Source organism: Marinobacter sp. B-21, assembly GCF_056857895.1.
The window spans coordinates 137,780-162,939 of sequence record NZ_JBSXNZ010000086.1; the positions used below are offsets into that span (position 1 = coordinate 137,780).

The window sequence follows — 25,160 nt, forward strand, 5'->3', positions numbered from 1 at the left end:
CTGTATAGTAGCCTGAACCTAACAGCCCGACGGGCCTTATTTACCATAGCTGGCCAGCACGTAATGTCCAAAAGACTCACTCCTGTATTGATTCTCGCCATCGGCATTGCCGGTTTCCTGTTTCTCAAGATGACTCGCCCGGAGCCCGCCGAAGTGAGCGCCACCGAGCGTAGCTGGCGTGTTCAGGTACAGCGGATTGAACCGGGCACCCACACTCCGGTGTTGCCGCTGTATGGGGAGGTCACCGCCCCGGAGCAACTGACGGTTATTGCAACGCTCGCCGGGCGTATCGGGGAACGCCCCGTGACCGAGGGTTGGAGGGTGAGGGAGGGCGACCTGCTGGTGGCTCTGGAGGATGCCGACATCCGGCCGGCGCTTGCCCAGGCGGAAGCGCAGGTGGCGGACCTGGAGGCCCAGATCCGCTCGGAACAGGTGCGCTACCGGAATGATCAGGTGGCGCTGGCCAGTGAGCAGGCCATTCTCGACAACGCCCGTCGCCAGCTTGAGCGTACGCGGTCACTGGTGAACCGCAACCTGGCGTCCCGGGAGGGGCTGGAAGCGGCCACTGACGCCGCCGCCCGGGCAGAACTGACCGTGACTACCCGGCAGCGGGCGATTGAGGAACATCCGGCCCGCCTGCAGAGCCTGGAGGCGAAGCTGGCCCAGGCCGAAGCCAACCTCGACAGCACCCGCCGGGATGCCGGGCGGGCCCGGATGATCGCGCCCTTCGATGGTATCGTCACCGACATTCAGGTGGCCGAGGGTGACCAGGTCAGCCGCGGCGAGTCCCTGCTGTCGCTGTATCCCGTCGACGGTCTCGAACTCAGGGCGCGGGTGCCGGAGATGTTTCGTGGCGAATTGCTGGATGCCCTGGAGCGGGGAGAAACCCTGATGGCGACCAGCACGGGTGGTCAACACCGGTTCCGGCTGGTTCGATTCGCCGGTACCAGCGATCCCTCCGGTACCGAGGCCATCCTGGAACTTGAGGGCGAACCCGGGGGGCTTCGCCCGGGAGATCTGACGCCGGTGATCCTCGAACGCGCTGCCCGGGACAATACTGTCGCGATTCCTTTCAGTGCACTCTATGGTGCCGACAGCGTCTACCTGATGACCCCGGATAACCGGATGGAGCGGGCCAGGATCGAGCGGGTCGGCGAAGCCCGTGGCAGCAATGGCGAGCGTCGCCTGCTGGTGTCCGGTGAGGCGCTTGTCTCCGGGGCGCGCCTGATCACCACACATCTGCCCAATGCCATTGCCGGCCTCAGGGTGGACGTGGCAGATTCCGGAGCAGCGGCCCAATGAGGCGCAAAAAGGGGGTAATCGGCTTTTTCGTTCATCACCGGGTTGCTGCCAACCTGGTGATGCTGGTGATGTTGCTCGGTGGCGTGCTGGCCCTGACCCGGATGAACATCCAGTTTTTTCCCACCTTTGCCCTGGATGTGGTCAGCGTTCGCGTGGTCTGGAGCGGCGCTTCCGCCGAAGACGTGGAGCAGGGCATTACCAACCCGCTGGAGCAGCGCCTGCGCAGTGTCGACGGCCTGAAAAAAATGACCTCGACATCGGCCCAGGGCGTGTCGTCCATCACCCTGGAATTCGAGGAGGGCACCGATCCGATTCTGGCCCTGGACGACGTTCGCCAACAGGTGGACGAATTCACCAACTTCCCCGCCGAGGCGGAGGAACCCCAGGTAACCCGGATAGAACGGTATGAGCCCGTCGCCCGGCTGCTGGTTATTGGTGATGTGGACCGTAGTGAGTTGCGACAGCTGGCTTATCGGTTCGAGGACGAATTGCTGCAGCGGGGCATTGACCGGGTGTCCATTCGGGGCTTGCCGGAGCAGCAAATCAGCATCGATGTGCCGGTGGAGCGGCTGGAGACGCTGGGGCTGTCGCTGGAGCAGGTCGCTGAGCGAGTTGCCGCCATTTCACGGGATCTGCCAGCGGGCATGATGGCGCAACAGGATGCGACCCGGGAACTTCGGGCCGTGGAGCAGCGCCGTAGCCCCCAGGAATTCGAAACTATTCCGTTACTCAGTGGTGAGCGCATCCAACTGAACCTCGGAGATGTTGCGCGCATCCGGCAGGAAGCCCGGGAAAGCCAGATAACCCTGGAAAAAGACGGCAAGCCGGCGGTGGAGCTCCAGTTGCAGCGGTCAGAAAACGGTAACTCACTGGCGGCCGCCAAGGTGCTGGAAACCTGGCTGGCGGACACCCGGCCGGCGCTGCCGCCGACGGTGGCACTGGAAGTCTACGATGAAACCTGGCAGTTGCTGGACGATCGTATTTCCCTGTTGGTGAAAAACGGCCTGGGCGGTCTGGTGCTGGTGGTCTGTCTGTTATACCTGTTCCTGCCGGGGCGGGTGGCCATGTGGGTGGCTATTGGCATCCCGACGGCGTTCCTGGCGGCGATGGCGGTACTCTGGCTGATCGGTGGCTCCATCAACATGATTTCCCTGTTTGCCCTGATCATGGCGTTGGGGGTCATCGTGGATGATGCCATTGTGGTCGGTGAAGACGCCGATGCCCACGCCCGAATGGGGGAGGAATCCATTTATGCGTCCGAGGGTGCCGCCAGGCGGATGGTCTGGCCGGTGCTGGCGTCTTCCCTGACTACCGTCGCAGCTTTCATGCCCCTGCTGGTGGTCGGTGGTGTGATCGGCAATATCCTGGGTGATATTCCGCTGGTGATGATTTGCGTACTGGTCGCCTCTCTTCTGGAGTGCTTTATCGTTCTTCCGGCGCACCTGCGCCACGCCTTTGTTCCCCGTCGAAAGCAAACAACAGGATCTGAGGCACCCGAATCGAAAAAACCGGGCCCGATCGAGCGGTTTCGGCGCGGCTTTGAGCAACGTTTTGACCAGTTCCGGGAGGGCCGGTTTCGCCGGTTTTCCCGCTACAGCCTCGAGCACCGGGGCGCGACGGTTGCCGGTGCGGTTGCCCTGGCAATTGTGACCGTCGGGCTACTGGCTGGCGGCCGACTCGGTTTCAACTTTTTCCCGACGCCGGAGCCGTCGGTGTTCTACGCCAATGCCAGTTTCGTGGCCGGAACTTCCCGGGGAACGGTGGACGGCTTCCTTGAGCAGATGCAACAAACCCTCAACGATACCGAAGAGGCCCTGGGGGGCGATTTCATCCTCCATGCGGTCACTACCCGGGGGGCAACCCAGGGCGCCGAAGGCAACTCACGAAGTGGCGATGAGCTGGGCTCAATGATGATCGAGCTGGTGCCCTCGGACCAGCGTTCAGTCCGTAACCCCGAATTCATAACCGAGTGGCGCAGCCGGCTGGAGACACCGGCCGGGCTGGATAGCCTGACCATATCCGAACGGCAGGCGGGGCCGCCGGGTCGGGATGTGAACGTCCGCCTGACCGGCGACAATGCCGAGAACCTGAAACAGGCGGCGGACGAGTTGATTCAGGCGCTTGCTACTCTGCCCGGGGTGCTGGACGTGGAAGACGACATGCCCTGGGGGCGGGAACAGCTGATCTATCAGGTCAGCGCCTACGGCGAGGCCCTGGGGCTGAGCACTTCAGATCTTGGCCGGCAGCTCAGGGCGGCCTTTGATGGCCGGATTGCCCAGATCTACCAGGATGGCCGGGACGAAGTGGAAGTTCGCGTACAACTGCCCCGGGATCAGCGTGAGCGTCTGTCCACCCTGTCCCGGATGACGGTTCGGGTTCCGGACGGGCGCTTTGTTCCGCTGACTCAGGTGATGAACCTGGACCACCGCCAGGGATTCCAGGCTCTGCGCCATGCCGAGGGCAGGTTGGCGGTTGAGGTAACCTCTGGCCTGAATACCCGGGTCAGCACCACAGACCAGATTCTGGCAAGCCTTCAGGCCGTGGCGCTGCCAGAAATTGCCAGCCGCTATAACGTGCGTTACAGCTTTGAGGGACGGGCCGCGGATCAGCGGGAAACCATGTCCGATATGCAGACCGGGTTGGTGATCGGCCTGGCGCTGATGTATGTGGTTCTGGCCTGGGTGTTTGCTTCCTGGAGTCTGCCGCTGATCGTCATGGCCATTATTCCGTTTGCCCTGGTGGGGGCGTTGCTCGGCCACTGGCTGATGGGACTGCAACTGACCATATTGTCGCTGTTTGGTTTGTTCGGCCTGTCCGGTATTGTGGTCAATAACGCCATTATCCTCGTAGCTTTCTACAACCAGCAGCGGAAAAAAGGGCTCGGCATTACCGATGCGCTCAACGAAGCGGTGGTTCAGCGGGTGCGAGCTGTGATGCTGACATCTCTGACGACCATCGGCGGACTTTTGCCCTTGCTGTTCGAGACGTCCCTGCAGGCACAGTTTCTGATTCCCATGGCCACGTCTATCGCTTTTGGGCTGGGGTTATCAACATTGCTGGTGTTGCTGGTGGTTCCGGCGCTGCTGTCATGGCTGGAGCAGTTCCGGGAATGGCGGGCGAGTCGCCACGGTACGGCTGCCGAACCCCTGGGCGCTCCGGAATAATCTGAATGGGTAGCTATGGTGGATTCTTTACTTACAGCCCGCGGCCTGAACAAGCAGTTCCGCAGTGCCAATCAACCGGTTGCCGTGCTCAGTAATCTCGCACTGCATCTGGAACGGGGTGAATCTCTGGCGCTGACAGGCCGCTCCGGCTCCGGCAAGACTACCTTGCTCAATATCCTTTGCGGCCTCGAAAAGCCGGACGCCGGCCGGTTGCAGGTGCTGGGTGAAGTCTTCGACAGCCGGGCCCCTGAAGCCGGCAGCCAGGCGGAAGCCCGCTGGGCAAGCCTTCGTCGGCAGCGGATCGGTGTGGTATTCCAGGACGCGAACCTGATGCCCGCCCTGTCTTTGCTGGACAATGTTCGCCTGCGCGCCCGGCTGGCCGGGCAGAGTGAGGCTGACTGCCAGGACTGGCTCGAACGCCTGGACATTGGCGAACTCGCCGAACGCTATCCGGATCAGGTGTCTGGCGGCCAGCGCCAGCGCGCCGCCCTGGCCATGGTGTTTGCCATGAAGCCGGCCCTGATCCTTGCCGATGAACCTACGGGCAGCCTCGACCGCCACACGGCTGAAGATGTTACCCGGCAGCTCTTTGATCTTCAGGCCCGCCACGGCTGTGGCCTGATCCTTGCCACCCACGATACCGAATTAGCCACCCGTTGCAGCCACCGCCTGGACCTTGGGCACCAGCCCGGAACCTGAACCCGCCATGACCCTTTTGGCCGCCTTATTCAGCCACTACCGCCGCCACCCCATGCAGCTGCTGGCGCTGGCCGCCCTGATTGTGCTGGCCACCATGCTCTGGACCGGTGTTCATCACCTGACCAGCCAGGCCCGGGCCAGTCTGGACCGGAGTGAGTTGGCGGTGGCCGAGCGCCGGCAGGTGACACGGGCGGATGGTAAGCCGGTTTCGGTGCAGGATTTTGTTGAACTCAGGCGGGCGGGTCTGTGCGTCATGCCCTGGCTTGAGGTGGCAACGCCGGAAACCGGGCGGGTTGTGGGTCTGGACCCGCTGGCGGCCGGGTGCTTTGAGAGCTCCCCCGGGGAAGACCGGCCCTGGCGCGGTGAACTGGATGGCGCACCGTTTGTGGATATCCGTGAAGCCGCCGGGTTGGCGAAACAGCATTGGAGCGAGTTGTCGTTACTGGTGTCCGGGGCCGACAGCGATGCAGGTTTGCCATCCGGTTACCGGGTTGAACCTTTCACGGTAGGGCCGGATTCCGGAGAACTGGGAGAGAGCTTCCTCCTGAATATGGATGCGTTAGGCGTACTTGTGTTGCTGATCACCGCGCTGTTGCTACGCAGCGTCTATCTCCTCGGACTAGCCCAACGACGCGAGAGCTTCGCCCTGCTTCATCGTTTCGGGGTCCCCGGAGGCCGCATCAACCGCCTGCTAATGCTCGAGATAATGCTGCTGGCGCTGGTATGTATTGTGCCCGGGGTCTGGCTCGGCCGGTGGCTGGCGGACGGCCTTGGCACCGGATTCGGTCAGGCGCTGGAAGGGCTTTTCGATAGGCCGCTGTACGCCGGGCAGAAGGGTGGCTGGCTGGTGCCGGTGGTCACCATGCTGGTGGTCGTTCTGGTGGCGTGCCTGGCGGATTTTCTCCGGCCATTGGCCCGTGGGCTGTCCATGGGCAGCCGCTGGCAAGGCGGTTTCCTGATGCTGTGTTTGCTCGCGGGTATTGGCCTGTCTGTCTGGGCGCCCGCCCTTGTCTGGCTGTTCGTGGCGGTGGCCGTGGTATTCGTGGCCTCCGGCATTCTGGCCCCATTGCTGATTGCCCGGCTGGCGGACTGGCGTGCCAGCCGGGAGGCTGACCCGCTATCGCGCTGGCGCCACCGGGAACTGTCGGTACTGGCCCGGCGCCTGGCCTTACCTCTGGTGGCTCTGCAATTCGCCATGGCCATGGTGTTGGCGGTGCAGGCCCTGGTCACGACCTTTGAAAGCACCTTTGATCGCTGGCTGGCCCAGCGCCTGGAGGCGGACTTCTACATCGAGGTACCGGAAGGAGTGGATGCGGGCCTGGCTGTGGACTGGCTGGCGGAACAGCCGGAACTCGTATCGTCCGGGGTGTGGCATCGTGTGGTTCGGGGCCAGGCCACGGTTATGGAGCCTGGCGGTGAACCGGGCCCGGTCGTGGATGTGTTCGCGCTGGGACCGATTGGCCCCCTGGTTACCGGGTGGCAACTGTTTGAATCCACCGGCGCGCCCTGGCAAAAGCTGGCAGCGGGACAGGGGCTGATGGTGAATGAACAGCTGGCCCGCCGGCGGGGACTGGCGGTTGGCGATCTCCTGTCGCTCAAACTCGGCAATCAGGTTGGCGATTTCCCGATTCTGGCGGTTTACCCGGATTATGGCCGGCCTGCCGGCGAGGTTCTGATTAATGTGTCCATGCTTCCCACGGATTTCGAAGCGGGTTTCCAGAGTTTGTCGGTATCGCCGGGAAACCTGCCGATCGATACGATTGCCTGTGGCCTGAAGCAGGTCTGGGCTGTGGAGCAACTGACTGTCAGGGACAACCGGGCGATCGAAGCCCTGGCCTCCGCGATTTTCGACCAGACCTTCCTGCTGACCCGGGCGATGACGATACTGACCCTGATACTGGCCACCATTGCGCTGATGATGATGGGCTGGATGTTTTTTTCCACCCGGGCCTGGTACTTCCGGCTGCTGGTGGTCTGGGGACTTTCGCCCCGTCAGGCCGCGGTTCAGCTGACCCGGCTGTCGCTTTCCCTGACCAGTGCGATCGCGTTGCTGGCACTGCCTCTGGGTATCTGGCTGACCTGGGTTCTGGTGCATCGCATCAACCCGCTGGCCTTTGGCTGGTCCCTGCCCATGGCAGTGTATCCGCGGTTCTGGCTGGAGCTTGGCGTGCTGAGCCTGCTGGTGGGCCTCGGCATTGCCTTGCTGATGCGCCGGCAGCTCACGAGCCCAGTCCCGGCACCGGAGAGTGCCAGTGCCCTGTCGGGGGGTGAGCGATGACAAAGAGCGCTTGGCTGGTGTTCATGCTTTTCCTGAGCGGCTGTTCGGATCGACCGGAAACAACCGGCTTTGCTGGGCTGGTCGGGGACCGGGATTCGCAAACGCAAGTGCCGTATCTGCAACCCGGTCCCGGTAACCGGCTTAGCTTCCCGGCCGACTTCGGAGCCCACCCCCAGTACCGGGTTGAATGGTGGTATCTGACCGCCAATCTGGAAACCGCCGGGGGCGACCCTCTGGGTCTGCAATGGACCCAGTTCCGTCAGGCCATCAAGCCCAGGCCGGTGGATGCCGAACCGCCTCCCGCCAGCGAATGGCCTCTGGAGGCCGCCTGGATGGCCCATGGCGCGGTCAGTTTCAAGGGCCGACACCATTTTGCGGAGAAACTGGCCCGCGGCGATGTTGGCCATGCCGGCGCGACTGCGGAGCCACTGGCGGTGTGGCTGGATGACTGGCAACTCAGCGGCCCGTCCGGTGACGGCCCCTGGCGGTTGCAGGTGTCAGCGGATGGCTGGTCCTACGATCTGTTTCTGAGCATCAACCGTGGCCCCGTCGCCCATGGCAATCAGGGCTTCAGCGCCAAATCCGCCAGTGGCGAGGGTTCCATGTACTTCAGCCTGGTGGACCTGCAGATTGAAGGCACGGTTACCCTGGCCGGTGAGACACTGGAAGTCTCGGGCCAGGGCTGGTTTGACCGGGAATGGAGCAGCCAGTTTCTCAAGGCCGGGCAGCAGGGCTGGGACTGGTTCGCCCTGCACCTGGATTCGGGCGACAGGCTGATGGCCTTTCAACTGAGGGAGGACGACGGTGCCTTCCGGTCCGGCACCTGGATTCCGGCAGGGGAAGGGCCCGTGGCGCTCACGCCGGACCAGATCCGTATGGCACCCATTGCCGGCCAGGGCGGATATCCGCGCCGGTGGCGCCTGGAGGTTCCCGGCTACGGGGTTCACCTGGAAGTGTCCGCGCCGGCCGGAGACTACCGTAACGACGGGCTCTATCGATACTGGGAGAGCCCGGTCACGGTCTCGGGCAGTCACTCCGGTGTGGGCTACATGGAACTGACGGGGTATGGCAATTAGCGGCTGGCAAGCACCGGCGGTTCAAGCTGATTGAACAGCCCCTGAATGCCTTCGTGCCATTGCTGCCGTAGCTCATCGAAGTAGTTGCTGTTCTCCTCAACGCGTTCGGTAAAGCAGGGCTTGAGGGCATCCCGCTGGTAGATGGCGACATCGATGGGCATGCCGACCGAGAGATTGCTCTTCATGGTGGAGTCGAAGGAGATCAGGGCACACTGATAGGCACGGTTCAGCGGCGTCTTGTAGCTGATGACCCGATCCAGAATCGGCTTGCCGTACTTGGACTCGCCGATCTGGAAGAACGGCGTTTCTTCCGTGGCTTCAATGAAATTCCCTTCCGGGTAGATATTGAACAGCCGGGGCTCCTCGCCCCGAATCTGGCCCCCCAGAATCAGTGAACAGCTGAAGTCCACATGGCTGAGTCTGCCGTCCGGGTTGTCCCGCCGGATCACTTCCCGCATGGTCTGGCCAACGATTTCCGCCGTCTCGAACATGGAGCCGGTATTCAGGACATTGTGCACATCGGTCCCGGCCTGTCGCTCCAGGAGGCTGATCACACTCTGGCTGGTGGCCAGATTGCCGGCAGACAGCAGGACCAGTTCGCGCTCGCCCGGTTTTTCAAACACGTGCATCTTGCGAAAGGTGGAGATCTGATCAAAGCCGGCGTTGGTCCGGGAGTCCGATGCGAACACCAGACCATCGGCCAGCCGCATCGCTACGCAATAGGTCATGAAGCCCTCCTGTAAGGCTTGCTCTGTTGCGCGTAGTCTAATCAACTCCTCCGGTTAGGTGTGAGCGCTTTATTGTGGCGTTTGCCGGCTTTTTGTTACTGACTGCCCGCCGGGTTGGTCACCCAGGCCCGAGTTTCCATATGCTCCATTCCCCCACCGGCCCGAACGCCGCGAACCGGAGCTGCATCCCGGTAATCCAGTCCCACCGCCAGCTTGATGTGGCTCTCGGCCACGTTCAGGGTGTTCACCACATCGAAGGTTTGCCAGTTTCGCCCGATCCAGGCTTCGGCCCAGGCGTGGGTGGCAACATGGGCGTCGTTCGACGAGTGTATGTAGCCACTGACATAACGGGCGGGAACGCCGATGTGCCGGCAACAGGCCAGGAACATGTGGGTGTGGTCCTGGCATACACCGGCTTTCTGTTTGAAGGCTTCGCTGGCAGTATGGGTCACCGTGGTGGCACCCGGCATGAACGCCACGTGCTCCCGCAGGTGTTTCATCAGCCGTACCAGGCCCCGCTTATTGGGGGGGTGTTGAACGGCCAGGGTTTTCAGCGCTTCGTCTGCTTCAGTGAGCGGGGTCTGGCGCAGGAAGACCTCCGGCGGGAAGGGAGAATCATCCCGGGTCAGTGGTTTTCCCGTTAGGTCGACAATACCTTCGGCGGTCAGCACAATCTCGTTTACCGCCTTATCGAGGGTCATTACCGTCACCAGGTTGCCGAAGCCATCCACCATCTGGCTGGTTTCACCGGGTGCCTCCAGGTGCCAGTCGTGGATGCGTTGCTGAGGGGTGTTGCGGGGTGTCAGCCGGATGTATTGGATGCTGTCACTCACTGGTGCTTCGTAGGTGTAACGCGTTTCGTGCCGGATATGAAGTCTCATCCCTGCCACCCCATGTAGTCTCTCTGGATCTGAGCGGCGATCCCCTGAATTCGGTCGAGGAAATCAACCAGGTATTCGTGCAGGCCCCGTTCGGCTATGTAATCCCGGTCACCGTACCGGATATTGGCGTAAAGGCTGGAGGCCAGGCGCCGCGAACGCTGGGCATTCCCGCTTTCCACCTGCTCCAAAAGGCTGGCGATTTCCTGCAGGCAGCCATGCAGTGAACGAGGCACGTCCGGCTCCAGGATCAGGAGTTCGGCAACGCTCATGGCATCGAGGTTATGGCCGTAGGTATTCTGGTAGGCCTCGAAGGCTGCCAGGGAATGCAGCACGGCTGTCCACTCGAAAAAGGCCTGGGTGGCATGGTCCTCCATGGCTTTCATGGCCATGACATGGCGAATGTCGAGCACCCGGGCGGTGGTATCGGCCCGTTCAATGAAGGTGCCCAATCTCAGGAAATGAAAGGCATCGTTTCTCAGCAGGGTGCCATACGCCGCGCCCCGGAACATGTGGGAGCGTTCCCGGACCCAGTCGAACACAGTGCTGGCATTGGATTCGGTAACGCCCCTGCGCTGCAATTCCTGCATCTCCAGCCAGGCCTGGTTGATGCTTTCCCAGACATCCGAGGACAGGTTGCCGCGCACGTGGAGGGCGTTGTCCCGGGCACTTTGTATGATGCTGAACACGCTGGCGGGGTGCCGGTTGTCGAGCAACAGAAAATCGATGAGATTCTGGGGCGTGATCTCATCATGGTAGTCGAGGAAAACTTCGCGGGTGCCGGAAACCAGCAAGGGCACGGATAACTGCTCCGTGCGGTCTTCCGGCACATCAATCAGGGCCATCGTCAGGCTGACATCGAGAAGTCGGGCCTGGCTTTCCGCCCGCTCCAGGTAACGGGCCATCCAGAACAGGCTTGAGGCGGCGCGGCTCAGCATGGGTCGCCCTCCAGTACCCAGGTGTCTTTGGTGCCACCACCCTGGGAAGAGTTAACGACCAGCGACCCTTCTTTCAGGGCCACCCGTGTCAGTCCGCCCGGTACCATCTGGATCTTCTTTCCGGATAGCACGAAAGGTCGCAGGTCCAGGTGTCTGGGAGCGACGCCTTCATCGACAAAGGTCGGACAGGTGGAGAGGCTCAGTGTTGGCTGGGCGATATAGTTCTGGGGCCTGGCCTTGAGCAGGTCGCGGAAAGTGGCCAGTTCCTTCTTGCCCGCCTTCGGGCCTATCAGCATGCCGTAGCCCCCGGCGCCCTGGGCTTCCTTGACCACCAGTTCCGGCAAGTGATCCAGTACATACTGAAGGTCTGTCGGTTTGCGGCACTGCCAGGTCGGGACGTTTTTCAGGATGGGTTCCTCGTCCAGATAGAAGCGGATCATGTCCGGGACGTAGGGGTAGATGGATTTGTCATCCGCAACCCCGGTCCCCATGGCGTTGGTGAGAACCACGTTGCCGGTCCGGTAAGCCGCATAGAGGCCGGGTACCCCCAGCATGGAATCCGGGTTGCCGGCCAGAGGATCCAGGAAGTCGTCATCGATGCGCCGGTAGATGACGTCTACCTGCTGCGGGCCGATGGTGGTCTTCATGTACACCTTGTTGTGGGCCACGAACAGGTCTGCGCCCTCCACCAGTTCGATACCCATCTGCCTGGCCAGGAAGGCATGTTCGAAATAGGCACTGTTGAACCGGCCCGGGGTGAGCACAACCACCGTTGGGTCGGCTCTGAGTGAGGCCGCCCGCAGGGTTTCGCCCAACAGGTTGGGGTAATGTTCCACCGGCGCCACCGCGGAGTGAGTGAATAGCTCCGGGAACAGCCGCATCATCATCCGCCGGTTTTCCAGCATGTAGGACACACCACTGGGGCAGCGGAGGTTGTCTTCCAGCACGTAGAAATCGCCGTCGTTATGACGAATCAGGTCGATGCCGGCGATGTGGGAATACAGGTTGCGGGGCAGCTTCAGGTTCTGCATCCCCGGCTGGTACTGAGGGTTGGAAAACACCTGTTCGGCACTGATCACGCCGGCCTTGACGATGTCGTAGTCGTGGTAGATGTCGAAGAGAAACCGGTTCAGGGCCTGGACCCGCTGCCGCAGTCCGCTTTGGAGTTTCTGCCAGTCGCTGGCGGAAATTACGCGGGGGATCAGGTCGAAGGGGATAAGCCGGTCCGCCCCCTGGTCCTCACCATATACATTGAAAGTGATGCCGAGTCGCTGGAACAGTACATCTGCTTCCCGACGTTTTTCGGCGATCAACTCCTCGTTTGAGTTGATCAGCCAATGCTCCAGCATCCGGCACTGGGGGCGTACCCGGTTATCTTCATCAAACAGCTCGTCGTAGAGGCCTTCGGCCGGCGTCTGGATCAGCATGGTTCGGTTCGTCTCCGTCAATCGCGCCGTACATAACGGCGCGGAATGAAAAAACCGGCTGCAAAAGACGGGCCACCGACAAGATTATTCGATAGCCGTTGCGCCAATGCGGTGAATGCTTACGTCCGCACCGTTGAACTCTTCCTCTTCGGTCAGCCGCAGGCCGGAGATCGCATTAATAACACTATAGACGATCAGACCGCCGACAAAGCCGACAGCGACACCGGTCACCGAGCCGATGATCTGGGACATCAGGCTGATGCCGCCGAGGCCACCCAGAGCCTCCTGGCCGAAGATGCCGCAGGCGATGGCGCCCCAGACACCGCAGACACCGTGCAGGGGCCAGACGCCCAGCACATCGTCCAGGCGTACAATCCTGGCCTGGGCCCATTCAAACAGGTACACAAAGATGGCGCCGGCCACACCCCCGGTAATCAGTGCCCCGACCGGGTGCATCAGGTCTGAACCGGCACACACGGCCACCAGTCCGGCCAGCGGGCCGTTGTGAATAAAGCCCGGGTCTTTGCGGCCCAGCAGCATCGACACCAGGATGCCGCCGACCATGGCCATCAGGCTGTTGACCGCCACCAGGCCGCTGATGCCATCGAGGGTCTGGGCGGACATGACGTTAAAGCCAAACCAGCCAACCGTGAGAATCCAGGAACCGAGGGCCAGGAACGGAATATTGGAAGGGGCAAACGCCACGACCTTGCCGTGGCGATACCGGCCTTTACGGGCGCCGAGTACCAGCACAGCCGCCAGCGCAATCCAGCCGCCGACCGTATGCACCACAACGGAGCCGGCAAAGTCGTGAAAGGATGCACCAAACTGGTTCTCAAGCCAGCTCTGGAAACCGTAGTTGCCGTTCCAGACCAGCCCTTCGAAGAAGGGGTAGACGAACGCCACGATCAGGCCCGAAGCGATCAGCATGGGGTAGAACTTTGCCCGCTCGGCAATGCCGCCGGATACGATGGCGGGAATGGCCGCGGCAAAGGTCATCAGGAAGAAAAACTTCACCAGATCATAGCCGTTGGCGGCGGTGAGCTCGGCGGCCCCACTCATGAAATGAGTGCCGTAGGCGATGTAATAGCCGATGAAGAAGTAGGCCACGGCGGAGATGCCGAAGTCGGTCATGATCTTGACCAGCGCGTTTACCTGGTTCTTGTGGCGGACGGTACCGACTTCCAGAAAGGCAAAGCCGGCGTGCATGGCCAGCACCATAACGGCACCGATCAGGATGAACAGTGTGTTGGCGCTTTCAGTCAGGGTGTTTACTGCACTCGTGATGTCCACGGGTTTTCGCTCCTGATGTTGGGTATCGGGCCTCTTCCGGGCCGTTGTGCATGGAAAGGGCATGGAATTGTGCATTGATGAGGTGCAGGATAAGCAAGAGCTGTTCCAAAACAATGCATTTCGAGAGTGGGACGGGGGTTGCGGCAATATTGAAAGCGGCTGGCGGGGTATGGTTGGCGCTTACCGCACTATAGTTGTGCGTTTTCAGGGTGAATGCACCAATCTGGCGTGTTTTTACCAGCTAATTTCGCCGGAAGAGGGGGTGCCGGACTCGATCCCAATGATCGTTTCCTGATCCACGGATTCGGACTCAATAAGCTCCCGCAGGCGAATTTCCTGTTCCTGCATGGGCTCGGAAAGATCAATGATGATCTCCACCCGGCGGTTTTTTGCGCGGTTCTCGGGGGAAGTGTTCGACACTCTCGGCTCGGTATCCGCCAGCCCGGTTACCGCAAGCCTGGTGGGCTGCACGTAATCCCGGGCCAGCAATACATTGGCCACAGCCGCCGCCCGGGCCGCGGACAGGTCCCAGTTGCTGTAGAAGCGTTCTGTGCGGATGGGCACGTTGTCGGTATGGCCTTCAATGGTCAGGTTGCCGGGAATCGTGGCCAGAACTTTCGCCATTTCCAGCAGGAGGCCCTCGAACTCCCAGGTCAGCTGTGCGGAGCCTGATGGAAACGAGCCTTTTTCCTCGACGCGGATCACGATGCGCCGCTGGTCCTGGCTGACGTTGATGCGTCCGTCGGCGATGGCCGGCTCCAGCACCTGCAGAAGATCGCCCATGGTTTCCTTTATCTGGTCCTGGATCGCGGCCTCCACGGCCAGGTCTGCGGGGCTTTTCAGGGTCTGTAGCTCCGGCTGTTCATCCGTCGTGGTTTGCTTTACTTCATTTACTACCGTGGGCTCCGGAGGGGCGGGCGAGAAGGTGTCAAAAACGGGGCTGGTGCCCTTGGGTATTTCCAGCACCGGTACCTCGCGCTGGACCCCGAAGGCCTTGGAAAGTTCGCCGGCAATCTGTTTGAACTTCTGGGCGTCGATTTCCGAGAACGAAAGCAGCAGAACAAAGAAACACATCAGCAGAGACATCAGGTCTGCAAAGGTGACTACCCAGGCGGGGATGCCCGGTTTTTCCTCTTCCGGCAGCTCATCCATGCCTATGTGCCCTCGGCTTCGACCAGTTTCTCACGCTCCTTCGGTGGCAGGTAGCTTGACAGCATCTGTTCTATAATCCGCGGATTGGTGCCTTCCTGAATGGCCACAAGAGCGTCTGTGTAAAGAGACTGCATCCGGGCTTCTTCTGTCATTCGCAGAGACAGCTTGTCTGCGATGGGCGTAGCGATCATGGTGGCGATCATGGCGCCATAGAGTGTGGTCAGAAGCGCAACGGCCATGGCAGGGCCGATGGATTTCGGGTCTTCCATGTTGGAAAGCATCTGAACCAGACCGATGAGGGTGCCGATCATGCCCATGGCCGGAGCGACGTCCGCCATGGCGGTAAAAACCTTGGCGCCGGAGCGATTGTGCTCCAGTGTCATCAGGCGTTCCTTGCTCAGAAGCTGCTTGATGGTATTGCCGCCCTGTCCGTCAACCAGCATCTGGATGCCCTGCCCCAGAAACGGGCTGCTTACTTCCCGACCCTCAAGGCCGAGTACGCCCTCTTTTCTGGCGACATTGGCGATATCCACCAGTTCTTCAATGCTGGCCTGGGTTTCCGGTAACTTGAACTTGAATGCCCTGGCAGCGGCCTTGAAGGCGCCGAAAAACTGGGCAATGCTGAACTTGGCAAGTACCACCAGCAACGTGCCGCCAACAACGATCAAGAGTGACGCAGGATTGATAAAAACCAAAGGCGATACGCCGAGAATCACTGCGGAGGCGATAAGTATTATGGCGCCAGCAAGACCAATAAGAGTGGCGAAATCCACGGGAACTCCAGATTTGATTGACGTGCCGACAGAACTGGGGGGGTGAGGTTACCTTCAGTTCAGAGTTTAATCAATTCGTCTGAGGGACACTTTTCACCTCTTCCTGCTGCTCTTTCCAGGCCGCGTAACGGTGCAGGTCGGATTCCACCAGCTTCAGACACAGGGCGACCACGCCGGCATCGTCGAGAAAACCGAAACCCAGAATCAGATCCGGGATAACATCCAGCGGGTTCATGACATACAGCAGCGCTCCCGCCACCGCTGCGATTGTCTTCCAGGGAACGCTGCGGTAATTGCCGTACCAGTAGTCCCGGATCATCGAGAACATCAGCTGGATATCCGCACTGAAACGCTTCAGTTTGCCGCTGCCTTTCACTTTTTCCTCGATGGCGTGTTGCCGGTCCAGCAGTGTTTCAAGGTCTTCCCGATGGACCTTGCTGGCTTCCGCGTTTAACTGTTTCTCGGCGTTTTTCTGGCTGAACAGGGCCATGAACAGGTTCCCTTTATTACCTGAGATGTTGGGCAGCCATGATCGCGCAACCCCGGAGGCATTGCCAATGGCATTAACCCACGAAGATTCGCTTCGCCAGTCCGGTACCGCGCCAGCCCTGAATGGCCAGGGTGGTGACCAGGCCACCGATCATGGCGCCCACCACCCCGCAAGTGAGGATGTCCTGGCCGGTAAGGTAAAGGCCCGGAATGTCGGTTTTGGGTTTCAGCCAGTCCTGTTCAAACCGTTCCGGGTTGTGATCCAGGCCATACAGTTCGCCCCGGCCATAACGGCAGAACCAGGCGGTGGAAAGCGGGGTGGAGGTTTCCACGTAATCCACCTTGCCCCGCAACTGCGGCAGCTTTTCGTACATTACCTCCAGTAACTGGTCGGTGATCTTCTGCTTCAGGGCTTCATAGTCCTCGCCACGTTTGCCCCAGAGGGTGTCCTGCCAGGGCTCGAAAATCTCCCAGGTGGTGGGGGCGACTATCTCGATGGTGGAGGTGCCCGGCCAGCGGTTCTGGTAATCCGGATCCTTGGCGGCCGGGAAGGAGATGTACACCACCGGGAAATCCGCGTGCTCGGGGTCATCAAGGAACTGCTGCACGTTGCCATCGTGATCGGCACCTGGGTATATCCAGAAATTGGTGCGGGGCAGCCCGAGCTGATCCGGCGTGCCTTTCAAACCAATGTACAGGCCAATGTGAGGCATGGACGGGGTGATGTGCTGGCGTTTGCCCTGATAGCCGGTTCTTTCGGCTACAGCGGCCGGCAGCAGCTTCTCGAAGGTATTGATGACACCGGCATTACTGATCACCAGGGGCGCGCGGATCTCTTCGCCATCGGCCATGCGTACACCCGTCGCCTTGCCTTTTTCGACCAGGATGTCGGTAACATCGGCGTAGGTGAATACCTCTCCGCCGGGCTCCTGAATCACCGGAATAATGGTTTTGGCGATTTCCGAGGCGCCGCCGACAGGGTAAAAACCGCCATACAGGTAGTGTTTGGCAATCAGCGCATGGACCATGAAGCTGGACTGTTTCGGCGTAACCCCGCAATCGCCCCACTGGCCGGTGATGGCGCCAATCAGTTCCTGGTTGTCGGTCAGCTCGCTCAGTACCTCCCAGGTGGTCTTGTTAAAGCACTCCGGCAGTGCCACATCCAGGCCCCTGTGGACCAGTGGGCTGAGAATGCCGGGGGTCAGCTTGGAGAGGGTGTACCACTGCATGCCGTCGGCTACCTTGCCCAGCAGCTTCAGGTACTGGTCGATGGCGTTCTGTTCATCGGGGAAAGCGCTGAGCAGCGAGTGCCGCAAGCCTTCCTTGCCGGCGCGCAGGTTGACCACCTTGTCGCCCAGAAAGAACCGGTCGTAGTTCTCGTCCATGGGGGCCCATTCCAGCTTGCCGTTGGTGATGTAGTCGAACAGCCGGCGGCCGAGGGTATGGGGTGAGCCCATGTCACCAATATAGTGCACACCCACATCCCACTCGTAACCGTTGCGGGCATAGCTGTGGGTATAGCCACCGGCGGTGTAATGCTGTTCCAGCACCAGAACCTTCTTGCCGGCCTTCGCCAGACACGCTGCCGTGGTCAGGCCGCCAATGCCGGAGCCGATCACGATGGCATCGTAGGGACCTTTCAGACGGTTGGCCCGGTACCGGGTGCCGATTCGGATGGTGCTGGGTTTGAGTTTTCCTGAAGACGGGCTGTTCACCACCATGCTTTTCCCCACATTTCCGGATTGGCCCAGTTCTCTGGATTGTTCCAGGTCCGTTTATGGTTGTAAGTATCCAGGTTGTAGGTGTACAGCGTGAGTACGCCGTTCTCACTTTCCAGCTCGGCATGGCGCCGGAAGCCCAGGCCGATGAAATCGGTAAAGGCCCAGCCCGGCGCTTCGCCCACCAGCACGGCTATCTGATGGGTGCCGTAGTTCCTGAGCTGGCCCAGCAGCAGCGCCCCTTCGCCGTGGGGCAGATGTTCCAGGGTGTCGCTGATCAGTGCGAGATCCGCAACACGGTCCATTGGCAGGCTGGCGTTGGGGTCACTGGTGTCCAGGGTGTGCAGGTGAGTGTCTTCCCGATGCTGTTGCCAGAACCGGGATACCTCTGTGGCCAGAGCTCCGCAGCTTAGCAGTGTGCCCGGTGCAGTGGTGTCGATAATGCGGGCCAGGGTGTCCCGCGCTGTGCTGGTATTTCCGGAATTTGTCATAGCTGCCACGCCTGTCACAACAGAGGCCAGTCTGCTGCATCCACTGTGTGTAATCCCACGGGCTGTTCCGCTTGTCCACCCCAGTGATCCACGAAGGTGCCCGTGGGATCGTACTGTTGCGTCTGCTTATCGAGGCTGAACTGCCTCAGGCCTCTGGGGTCGGCTCCCACGCCGGCGAGGTATTGCCAGTTGCCGTAGTTGCTCCCCACATCATAGTCGATCAGTTGCTCCTCAGGCCATGCCGCGCCGTAACGCCAGTCCAGATCCGGCTCATTGATACGGCAACTCGGGCCAGGGCCACCGATAGGCAGGCTCGTCTCCGGTCTCACCGGCTTCGTATTCACTGATGGTTGCTGCAGCGCCCGCCCCGGCAGGCAGCGAATGGCCAGCCAGGATGAGCACTTGGAGGAGTTCCCACTGTCCCGGGCGCTGGTGGTGTGACGGGCAATTACGAATGCGTGGTGAATAACATCCGCCAACGCCGCCAGATGGAATACGGCGGCGTTGCGACGGATTTGAAGGACCAGCAGCCTGTCGGACTTAAGGCTGATCTACTGTGCCGGTGGGAAAGCGGCTCGTGACGATCACTTAAGTCCGACAGGCTGCTGGTTGGTGTTACAACTCCTGGGCGGTGGGCCGCAGGATGATTTCGTTGATATCGACGTCCGCGGGCTGTTCGATGGCATAAACAATGGCCCGGGCCACGGCGTCGGAATCAATCGCCACCTTGTAGAGCTCATCCGCCGCCTGTTTGGCGTCCGGATCGGTGATGGTGCTGGTGAGCTCGGTCGCCACCGCCCCCGGCGAGATGTTGGTGCTGCGGATTTCGTCACCCGCTTCCATGCGCAGCCCTTCAGACAGGGCCCGGACGGCGTATTTGGTGGCGCAGTAGACAGCGGCCCCCGGAAACAGTTTGTGGCCGGCGACGGACGACAGGTTGATGACGTGTCCGCTGTGTTGTTCCCTCATGGTTGGCAACACCGCCGCGATTCCATACATCACGCCCTTGATGTTGACGTCCACCATCTGTTCCCATTCGTCTACCTTCAGGGCGTCCAGCGGCGCCAGAGGCATCAGGCCGGCGTTATTGACCAGCACATCGATCCGGCCGAAGGCCTCTTTTGCGGCGGCGGCCAGGGATTCCACCTGGGCGCGGTCGGTCACGTCGGTGACCTGCCAGATTGCCTCGGCGCCCCTGGATTTCAGGTCCTCCGCCAGGGCTTTCAGGCGATCTTCACGGCGGGCGGCGAGTACCAGCCTGGCGCCCCTGTCGGCCAGACGGCGGGCAGTGGCTTCACCGAGACCACTGCTGGCACCGGTGATAATGACGACTTTGCTGTTGATCGGGTCGTTGGTATTGCTCATGGTTTGTCTCCTTTGGAAATGAAAGCCTTGTTCAGGCGCTCTTTTCGAGTTCCTGTAGCGTTGGGTAATCGGTGTATCCGCGCTCGTCGCCGCCGTAAAAGGTACTGTCGTCCCATTCGTTCAGCGGCGCACCCTGGCGGAAGCGCTCCGGCAGGTCCGGGTTGGCGATAAACGGTCGACCGAAGCTGACCAGATCGCAGCGACCTTCGCTGATACGCTTCCGGGCCTCATCGGCTGTGTAGGCACCATTGGCGATATAGGTGCCTTTGAAGCCGGCACGGATGGCATCGATCACCTCTTCCGGGCGTCCGTTGGCATGATTGCCCTGGAAGGAGTCCTCCACCACTTCGATGTAGGCAATGCCCAGGTCGTTCAGGTGCCGGGCGAAGGTGCCGAAGGTCTCAACCGGGTTGTCGTCGTCCATGGCGTTGAAGCTGCCGGTGGGACTGACGCGAACCCCGACTTTGTCCTTGCCCCAGACGTCGATAACGGCCTCGACCACCATCAGCGGCAGGCGCAGGCGGTTTTCCACCGGGCCGCCGTATTCGTCGGTGCGCTGGTTGCTGCCGCTTTTGATGAACTGGTCCAGCAGATAGCCGTTGGCGGCATGGACTTCAACGCCATCAAAGCCGGCTTCCCTTGCATTCAGTGCGCCCTGGCGGTATTGCTCGATGATATCGGCCATTTCCCCGGTTTCCAGGGCCCGTGGCTCCGGAATATCCACCATGCCGGAGTCGGCGCTGATGAAGGTTTTGGCGCCTTCGGGCCTGATGGCGGACGGCGCAACGGGCTGCTCACCATTCGGCTGCAGATCCGGATGGGAAATCCGGCCCACGTGCCACAGCTGCATGTGGATCCGGCCACCGGCCATGTGCACCGCACCGGTTATCTTCTTCCAGCCTTCAACCTGCTCGGGCGAATGAATGCCGGGGGTAAAGGCATAGCCCTTGCCCTGTGGTGACACCTGGGTGGCTTCACTGATGATCAGGCCGGCGCTGGCCCGTTGCTGGTAGTAGCGGGCGTTCATGTCGTTGGGAACGTCCCCGGGCTGGCTTGAGCGGGAGCGTGTCAGTGGCGACATCAGAACCCGGTTGGGCAGGGCCAGTTGGCCCAGGTGGCACGGTTGAAACAGTGGATCGTTCTGGTTGCTCATCGGGCATCCTCCTTCAGATGAAATACTCTTAAGATTAAATGCTATTAATTAGACCAGTCTACTAGTCAGTGATCGAAAAAAAGTTCAGTCGATGTTCAGGCACTGCTTGAAAAAGACCCGCACGAACCGCTCCATGGGTTCCGTGGACTTGAGAACCTTGGAGCGCAGGATGGCGCCCTCCCAGCCGGATAGCAGAAAGCTGGCGGCGTCGGCCGGGTCTATGCCGGCGCTGATGTCCCCGGCCCGTTGGGCGTCACCAAGGCACTGTTCGAACCGTTTTTCCCAACTGGCAAAGACCGTGTCCAGCCGTTGCCGGAAGGCTTCGTTCTGCCCCGCCAGTTCCTGGCCCAGATTGCCGATCAGACAGCCCCGGGTGTACTCGCAACTGGTCATGGTCTCAAAGCCGGTGTCGAAGTAGGCGCGCAAGCGGTCCACGCAGGTGCGACTGGTGTCGTTGAGAATCCGATCCAGTTTGGCGTCGTATTCCTCCGCGAAGGTATCAATGACCGCCAGGCCGAAATCGTGCTTGCTGCTAAAGTAGTGGTAGAACGACCCCTTGGGCACGCCGGCGGCCGTCAGCACGGCATTAATGCCGGTTGCGCCAAAACCTTTCTGGCCGATCAGGTCGGCGCCGGTGTGAATAATGTGAGTGCGGGTGTCGTTTGTTGTCATGTTTGCTATATTAGACCGGTCGTCTAGAGTCCGTCAAATAACCGGGATCCGCAATAGCCGAGATTCCCGATCGATCCAGAGGAGCCTGCCAGTGATTAAATCCCGTGCCGCGGTGGCGTTTGAAGCCAACAAACCGCTGGAAATCGTTGAAGTTGATGTTGCCCCGCCGCAGGAGGGCGAGGTCCTGGTGCGTATCGTTGCCACCGGTGTTTGTCACACTGATGCCTACACCCTCTCAGGGGCTGATCCCGAGGGACTGTTCCCGACGATCCTCGGCCATGAAGGCGGTGGTATTGTCGAGGCCGTAGGCCCTGGCGTGAAGAACCTGGAAGTCGGCGACCATGTGATTCCCCTGTACACCGCCGAATGCGGAGAGTGTAAGTTCTGTACCTCCGGCAAGACCAACCTGTGTGGTGCCGTGCGGGCGACCCAGGGCAAGGGCGTGATGCCGGACGGCACCTCCCGCTTCTCCTACAAGGGCCAGCCGCTGTACCACTACATGGGGTGCTCCACGTTCTCCGAGTACACTGTGCTGCCGGAAATCTCCCTGGCGAAGATTCCCAGGGAAGCACCCCTGGACAAGGTCTGCCTGCTGGGCTGTGGCGTGACCACCGGTATCGGCGCGGTTCTGAACACCGCCAAAGTTGAAGAAGGCGCGACCGTCGCGATCTTCGGTCTCGGCGGCATCGGCCTGGCCGCCATCATCGGTGCCAAGATGGCGAAAGCCGGCCGGATCATTGGTGTGGACATCAACCCGGGCAAGTTCGACATCGCCAGACAGCTGGGTGCCACCGATGTGGTCAATCCCAACGATTACGGCAAGCCGATTCAGGAAGTGATCGTCGAGATGACCGACGGCGGCGCGGACTACACCTTCGAGTGTGTGGGTAACGTGAAACTGATGCGCGCGGCACTCGAGGCCTGTCACAAGGGCTGGGGCGAATCCACCATCATCGGCGTTGCCGGCGCCGGCGAGGAAATCAGCACCCGTCCGTTCCAGTTGGTGACCGGCCGGGTCTGGCGTGGTTCAGCCTTCGGTGGCGTAAAGGGCCGTACCGAGCTACCGGGCTACGTGGAAAAGGCCGAGAAAGGCGAGATTCCGCTGGATGTGTTTATTACTCATGAAATGCCTTTGGAGGATATCAACAAGGCATTTGATCTGATGCATGAGGGTAAGAGCATCCGGACGGTTATTCATTTCTGATGGGCCGCTGGTCGGGGCTGGCGGCGTGGGCCGCGCCCGGTCAGCGATCCGTCAGCTTGAGCTCAATCCGCCGGTTCTTCTGTAGCGCTTCCGGCGAGGTGCCTTCTGCCACCGGGAAGAATTCGCCGAAGCCGGCGGCCACCATGCGTCGCTCGGGCACCCCCTGTGCTGCCAGATAGCGGACCACGGCCACGGCGCGGGCGGTGGAAAGCTCCCAGTTGGAGGGGAATTTGGGGGTGTTGATGGGCACAACGTCGGTATGGCCATCAATTCGAAGAATCCAGTCGACATCCTCCGGAATCTTGTCGGCGACAGCGAGCAACACCTTTGCCAGCTTGTCCAGTTCGCGCATGCCATCCTCACCAAGTTCTGCCGAACCCGAGGCAAACAACAACTCCGAGGGCAGCAGGAAACGGTCGCCCACCACCCGGATGTTCTCGTTGCTGGCGAGGATGTCCCGTAGTCGGGCAAAGAATTCCGACTGGTACTGTTCGAGCTGGTTTACCCGCTCGGCCAGCAAGGTATTCAGCCGCCGGCTGACCTGTTCCAGTTCCTGCTCTTTTTCCGCCGTCATCTGCTCCTGCAACTTCAGCGCGGAGGCGATCTGCCTCAGTTGCTCCCGCAGCGACGCAATCTGATTGGACAGCCGCAGGATCATCGCCTGCTGGCTGGCGGACATCTCCTCTTTCTCATCAATGGATTGCTCCATGCTTGCCAGCCGCTCGGCCCGGGCTTCGGCCATGGCGGTCTGCTGCATCAGTTGCTCGCGGGTGGACTCGAGCTGGTTCACCAGTTTGTCGTTTCGGGTCAGGCTGGCGCTGTAATCGTCCTGAAAGCTGGCCATCTGGTCTTCCAGGGCATCGGTCTTGTTCTGCTCCAGGCCCAGAAGCTCCGACAATTCGTTCAACTGGGCATTGAGGCGGGCCAACTGGGTGTCGCGGTCAGACAGGGTCTGGGAAAGATAAAGCTGGCTCACCACATAGACCAGCAGCATGAAGATCACGAGCATCAGCAGCGCCGAGAGGGCATCGACGTAACCCGGCCAGACGTTGGTGGTGCTTCGGCTGCGGCGTCTGGATCCGATCATGACAGGTCTTTCCTGTCATCCACCCGGTCCACCAGGTTGGTCACGCCGGTCAGCCACTCCTCAAGCCCGTCATAGAACCGGTTCTGGGCATGGCCGGCCTGGATGTCGAGGAAGCCGAGAATCAGCGATCCGCCCAGACCCAGCAGGGATGAACTGAAGGCCGTGCCCATGCCTTCAAGAGGTGTCAAAAGGCCCTCCTGAAGCTCGGCAAACACCTTGCCGAAGTCCTCCTGGCTCATGTCCAGGCCGGTGATCACCTGACCGACCGAATTGATGGTGCCAAGCAGCCCCCAGAAGGTGCCAAGCAGACCGAGGAATACCAGCAGGCTGATGAAATATCGGGTAATTTCCCGCTGTTCGTCCATACGCGAATGAATGCCATCGAGCACCGTGCGCAGGGACATGGTAGACAGGGTAAAACGATCGCGCTTGGCGTCCTCCCCCAGCTGCCGGGCCAGTGGCTTCAGCAGCCGCGGTTCCTGGACTACCGAGAGCCCGGCGTGGCCGGTGCGGAACTGGGCGATCCACTTCAGCTCCGGGAATAACACAAACACCTGTCGGTAGGTCAGGGCAATGCCGACAATCAGTACGCCCAGAATCAGGAGGTTGAAGACCCAGTTGGCCATAAAGGCGGAGATCAGGGGTTTGTGGATCAGGGCGCCGACAACCACGACCACGCCGAGGAAAATCGTCATCCAGAAAAGGGTGTGTTTGGGATTGCTCATGGAGAGGGCCAGCCTTTTGAGATATTCCTCAACACGTTAGCACAGATATGAGATGCTGTTGGGATCGGTAACTGAACTTTAATCGGGGAGCTTCATGGCTGGTGATCTGCCTTTCCACTTTCGCTTCCGCGTCCGCTACGGCGAATGTGATGCCCAGGGTGTGGTGTTTAATGCCCGTTATGCGGATTTTGTTGATATTTCGGTCAACGAATACATCCGCATGCTGTTCGGGGATTACCAGAATCTGCTGGACCAGGATCTGGACATCCAGGTGGTGAGTCTCACGGTGAACTGGAAAGCTCCGGCAAAATTCGATGAGGTTCTTGAGGCCCGGATTCGCACTGGGCGAATCGGCAACACGTCCTTCACGTTGCATCTGGAGTTTTTACGGTACGGAGATGAGGCCTTTATAGCCGACGCCGACATCACCTATGTAGTGATTCAGCCTTCGGTTATGGGGAAGGTGACAATACCGGACCACATACGGCAGTTGCTGGAGGCGGGTGCGCCCGGCGGATTGATCAGCCACGCCGGAGAGAGGGACTGAA

23 protein-coding genes are annotated in these 25,160 nt (G+C 60.7%); 7 read left to right on the forward strand and 16 right to left on the reverse strand.

Going from position 1 to position 25,160, the window contains the following annotated elements; translation table 11 throughout:
* Positions 1–63: 63 nt before the first annotated feature.
* From AC13C0_RS17080 to AC13C0_RS17100, 5 genes are read left to right on the forward strand one after another with little or no spacing between them, the layout of a single operon-like run.
* Positions 64–1,302, forward strand: coding sequence for an efflux RND transporter periplasmic adaptor subunit (locus AC13C0_RS17080; protein ID WP_341581176.1), 1,239 nt, complete (start codon positions 64–66; stop codon positions 1,300–1,302).
* Complete coding sequence (locus AC13C0_RS17085) at positions 1,299–4,466, forward strand: efflux RND transporter permease subunit (protein ID WP_341581177.1); 3,168 nt, start codon at positions 1,299–1,301, stop codon at positions 4,464–4,466. Before AC13C0_RS17080 ends, AC13C0_RS17085 begins: the two co-directional genes overlap by 4 nt.
* Before the next feature lie 15 nt (positions 4,467–4,481).
* Positions 4,482–5,165, forward strand: coding sequence for an ABC transporter ATP-binding protein (locus AC13C0_RS17090; RefSeq protein WP_117619199.1), 684 nt, complete (start codon positions 4,482–4,484; stop codon positions 5,163–5,165).
* A 7-nt stretch (positions 5,166–5,172) separates the two neighbouring features.
* Entirely contained in the window at positions 5,173–7,443 is a 2,271-nt protein-coding gene (locus AC13C0_RS17095; protein ID WP_341581178.1) for an FtsX-like permease family protein, read from the forward strand.
* The gene (locus tag AC13C0_RS17100; protein WP_341581179.1) at positions 7,440–8,519 is read left to right on the forward strand and encodes a lipocalin-like domain-containing protein; all 1,080 of its coding nucleotides are present in this window, start codon (positions 7,440–7,442) and stop codon (positions 8,517–8,519) included. Before AC13C0_RS17095 ends, AC13C0_RS17100 begins: the two co-directional genes overlap by 4 nt.
* Here the strand turns inward: AC13C0_RS17100 and AC13C0_RS17105 are convergent.
* From AC13C0_RS17105 to AC13C0_RS17170, 14 genes are all read right to left on the reverse strand, one after another.
* Positions 8,516–9,247, reverse strand: a complete 732-nt coding sequence (locus AC13C0_RS17105; RefSeq protein WP_341581180.1) for a proteasome-type protease — start codon at positions 9,245–9,247, stop codon at positions 8,516–8,518. The two genes, AC13C0_RS17100 and AC13C0_RS17105, sit on opposite strands and share 4 nt — an antisense overlap.
* 95 nt (positions 9,248–9,342) lie before the next feature.
* Positions 9,343–10,128: a transglutaminase family protein gene (locus AC13C0_RS17110; RefSeq protein WP_341581181.1), complete on the reverse strand. Its 786-nt coding sequence runs from the start codon at positions 10,126–10,128 to the stop codon at positions 9,343–9,345.
* Positions 10,125–11,063, reverse strand: a complete 939-nt coding sequence (locus tag AC13C0_RS17115) for an alpha-E domain-containing protein (protein WP_482954749.1) — start codon at positions 11,061–11,063, stop codon at positions 10,125–10,127. The genes AC13C0_RS17110 and AC13C0_RS17115 overlap by 4 nt, the downstream gene beginning before the upstream one ends.
* A complete protein-coding gene (locus tag AC13C0_RS17120; protein ID WP_341581183.1) occupies positions 11,057–12,490 on the reverse strand; it encodes a circularly permuted type 2 ATP-grasp protein in 1,434 nt (477 codons plus the stop codon). The genes AC13C0_RS17115 and AC13C0_RS17120 overlap by 7 nt, the downstream gene beginning before the upstream one ends.
* 84 nt (positions 12,491–12,574) lie before the next feature.
* A complete protein-coding gene (locus AC13C0_RS17125; protein WP_341581184.1) occupies positions 12,575–13,783 on the reverse strand; it encodes an ammonium transporter in 1,209 nt (402 codons plus the stop codon).
* A gap of 234 nt (positions 13,784–14,017) precedes the next feature.
* Positions 14,018–14,935, reverse strand: coding sequence for a flagellar motor protein MotB (locus tag AC13C0_RS17130; protein WP_482954750.1), 918 nt, complete (start codon positions 14,933–14,935; stop codon positions 14,018–14,020).
* A gap of 2 nt (positions 14,936–14,937) precedes the next feature.
* Positions 14,938–15,708: a MotA/TolQ/ExbB proton channel family protein gene (locus tag AC13C0_RS17135; RefSeq protein ID WP_482954751.1), complete on the reverse strand. Its 771-nt coding sequence runs from the start codon at positions 15,706–15,708 to the stop codon at positions 14,938–14,940.
* A gap of 70 nt (positions 15,709–15,778) precedes the next feature.
* A complete protein-coding gene (locus tag AC13C0_RS17140; RefSeq protein WP_341581187.1) occupies positions 15,779–16,198 on the reverse strand; it encodes a YkvA family protein in 420 nt (139 codons plus the stop codon).
* A 73-nt stretch (positions 16,199–16,271) separates the two neighbouring features.
* The gene (locus AC13C0_RS17145; RefSeq protein ID WP_341581188.1) at positions 16,272–17,918 is read right to left on the reverse strand and encodes a phytoene desaturase family protein; all 1,647 of its coding nucleotides are present in this window, start codon (positions 17,916–17,918) and stop codon (positions 16,272–16,274) included.
* Positions 17,909–18,406 carry a DUF6231 family protein gene (locus AC13C0_RS17150; protein WP_341581189.1) on the reverse strand — a complete coding sequence of 166 codons (498 nt, stop codon included), beginning with the start codon at positions 18,404–18,406 and terminating at the stop codon, positions 17,909–17,911. The genes AC13C0_RS17145 and AC13C0_RS17150 overlap by 10 nt, the downstream gene beginning before the upstream one ends.
* A gap of 14 nt (positions 18,407–18,420) precedes the next feature.
* Positions 18,421–18,885, reverse strand: a complete 465-nt coding sequence (locus AC13C0_RS17155; RefSeq protein WP_376788051.1) for an FAD-binding domain-containing protein — start codon at positions 18,883–18,885, stop codon at positions 18,421–18,423.
* Between the two features lie 136 nt (positions 18,886–19,021).
* On the reverse strand, positions 19,022–19,771 hold the full coding sequence (locus tag AC13C0_RS17160; RefSeq protein WP_341581190.1) for an SDR family oxidoreductase: 750 nt from the start codon (positions 19,769–19,771) through the stop codon (positions 19,022–19,024).
* A gap of 31 nt (positions 19,772–19,802) precedes the next feature.
* Positions 19,803–20,924, reverse strand: a complete 1,122-nt coding sequence (locus AC13C0_RS17165) for an alkene reductase (RefSeq protein ID WP_341581191.1) — start codon at positions 20,922–20,924, stop codon at positions 19,803–19,805.
* An 84-nt stretch (positions 20,925–21,008) separates the two neighbouring features.
* Positions 21,009–21,596 (reverse strand): TetR/AcrR family transcriptional regulator, encoded by a 588-nt coding sequence (locus AC13C0_RS17170; protein WP_341581192.1) that lies wholly within the window; start codon positions 21,594–21,596, stop codon positions 21,009–21,011.
* A 91-nt stretch (positions 21,597–21,687) separates the two neighbouring features.
* Here AC13C0_RS17170 and AC13C0_RS17175 point away from each other — a divergent pair, with 91 nt between their 5' ends.
* Positions 21,688–22,800: an S-(hydroxymethyl)glutathione dehydrogenase/class III alcohol dehydrogenase gene (locus tag AC13C0_RS17175; protein WP_341581193.1), complete on the forward strand. Its 1,113-nt coding sequence runs from the start codon at positions 21,688–21,690 to the stop codon at positions 22,798–22,800.
* A 40-nt stretch (positions 22,801–22,840) separates the two neighbouring features.
* Here AC13C0_RS17175 and AC13C0_RS17180 read toward each other — a convergent pair whose 3' ends face one another.
* Both AC13C0_RS17180 and AC13C0_RS17185 read right to left on the reverse strand, forming a co-directional pair.
* Positions 22,841–23,887 (reverse strand): peptidoglycan -binding protein, encoded by a 1,047-nt coding sequence (locus AC13C0_RS17180; RefSeq protein WP_341581194.1) that lies wholly within the window; start codon positions 23,885–23,887, stop codon positions 22,841–22,843.
* Positions 23,884–24,612 carry a MotA/TolQ/ExbB proton channel family protein gene (locus tag AC13C0_RS17185; RefSeq protein ID WP_117619217.1) on the reverse strand — a complete coding sequence of 243 codons (729 nt, stop codon included), beginning with the start codon at positions 24,610–24,612 and terminating at the stop codon, positions 23,884–23,886. The genes AC13C0_RS17180 and AC13C0_RS17185 overlap by 4 nt, the downstream gene beginning before the upstream one ends.
* 94 nt (positions 24,613–24,706) lie before the next feature.
* On the opposite strand from AC13C0_RS17185, the gene AC13C0_RS17190 reads away from it, so the two are divergent.
* Entirely contained in the window at positions 24,707–25,159 is a 453-nt protein-coding gene (locus tag AC13C0_RS17190; RefSeq protein WP_117619218.1) for an acyl-CoA thioesterase, read from the forward strand.
* The last annotated feature ends 1 nt before the right edge of the window (position 25,160 follow it).